Origin of the sequence: Pseudomonas sp. HMWF006 (assembly GCF_003061205.1) — a bacterium.
GTDB classification, from domain to species: domain Bacteria; phylum Pseudomonadota; class Gammaproteobacteria; order Pseudomonadales; family Pseudomonadaceae; genus Aquipseudomonas; species Aquipseudomonas monsensis.
This window is the reverse complement of sequence record NZ_QAIU01000524.1, coordinates 11,548-13,039: the sequence shown is the minus strand read 5'-3', so window position 1 is coordinate 13,039 and position 1,492 is coordinate 11,548. Positions and strand designations below refer to the sequence as shown.

The window sequence follows — 1,492 nt, the reverse complement described above, 5'->3', positions numbered from 1 at the left end:
GCCATACACGCCCGGCACTTTAAGGTCGAGCACGGCCTGGCCCTGCTCGGGGGTCAACCCGCGCACCAGATAAATGAATTCTTTGTTGGCCTGGGCCTCGAGGCGTTCAGTCAGGGCTTTCGGATCCTGACCCAGCGCGGCGGCGAGTGCTGGCCACTTTTCTTTGGCCGTCTGCATTTCCTTGGCGTTGGCCCACAGGGTGGTCACCGGGGTACTCACGGCCAACGGCTCGCCATTACGGTCGGTGATCAGGCCGCGGTGCGCCGGAATCGGAATGTGACGAAGACTGCGTGCGTCGCCCTGTCCTTTAAGGAAATCACGGTCGACTACCTGCAGGTCGATGATGCGCCAGCAGATCGCCGCAACCATGATGCCGAGCAGCGCCACCATCACCCGGAAGCGCCACGGAAAGAGTGCCCCTTCGAGTTTCATCATGGCGCCACCATCTTCACGTCAGCCGCGCCAGGGATGTGCATTTTCAGTTGTTCGGTGGCCAGCACTTCGATCCGACTGTGCGCGGTCCAGGTGCTTTGCTCGAGAATCAGGCGCCCCCACTCGGCCTGCGCCTTGTCGCGCACGCTGAGCTCGTTATACAGGGTGTTGAGCAACTGACGGTTCCAGTGCGCGCTGTAAGACACGCCGATGGCCGACACGAGCACGCCGATAAACAGCAGCAGCATCAGAAAGCTGCCGCCCGGCAGGGGCTTGGCGAAAAGCTTGCTCACCGCAACTTCTCCGCGACGCGCATGACGGCGCTACGGGAACGAGGGTTGGCTTTGAGTTCGGCATCGGAGGCCGTCTGCGCTTTGCCATGAATTTTGATTTTCGGTTCGAACGCCACGTGGCGAACCGGCAGGTTGCGCGGCAGGTTGTCGGCTTCGCCTTTCACCAGCTTGCGCATGAACAGTTTGACGATGCGGTCTTCCAGCGAGTGAAAGCTGATCACGACCAGGCGGCCGCCCACTTCCAGCGCTTCCAGCGCGGCATCAAGGCCGGCTTCCAGATCGCCCAGCTCGTTGTTGACGTGAATGCGCAAACCCTGGAACGCACGGGTGGCCGGGTTCTTGCCCTTTTCCCACGCCGGGTTGGCGACTTTCAGCACTTCAGCCAGGTCGGCGGTGCGCTCGAAAGGCTTGATATCGCGACGCTCGGCCACGGCACGGGCCATGCGACCGGAGAAACGTTCTTCGCCGTATTCCTTGAACACCCGGGCAATTTCTTCCACCGGTGCGGTATTGACGAATTCCGCCGCGCTGATGCCACGGGACGGGTCCATGCGCATGTCCAGCGGGCCGTCATTGAGGAAGCTGAAGCCGCGCTCGGCGTCATCGAGCTGCGGCGACGACACGCCCAGATCCAGCAGAATGCCGCTGACCTTGCCCGCCAGGCCGTGCTCGGCAACCACCGAGCCGAGCTCGGCAAAGCTGCGCTGCACAACGACAAAGCGGCCGTCTTCGGCCGCTAGCGTTTGCCCGGTGGCAATCGCTTGTGG

At 62.6% G+C, this 1,492-nt stretch carries 2 protein-coding genes and 1 pseudogene; all 3 read right to left on the bottom strand.

Annotation, left to right across the window (positions count from 1 at the left end; all coding sequences use genetic code 11):
- Window positions 1–432, bottom strand: a pseudogene (locus DBR24_RS33430) (penicillin-binding protein 2); the annotation flags it as partial.
- Window positions 432–725 carry a cell division protein FtsL gene (gene ftsL, locus DBR24_RS23650; RefSeq protein WP_085700842.1) on the bottom strand — a complete coding sequence of 98 codons (294 nt, stop codon included), beginning with the start codon at window positions 723–725 and terminating at the stop codon, window positions 432–434. The pseudogene DBR24_RS33430 and the gene ftsL, both read right to left, overlap by 1 nt.
- On the bottom strand, window positions 722–1,492 hold a 771-nt coding region (gene rsmH / locus DBR24_RS23645), incomplete at its 5' end, for a 16S rRNA (cytosine(1402)-N(4))-methyltransferase RsmH (protein WP_256591766.1). The genes ftsL and rsmH, both read right to left, overlap by 4 nt.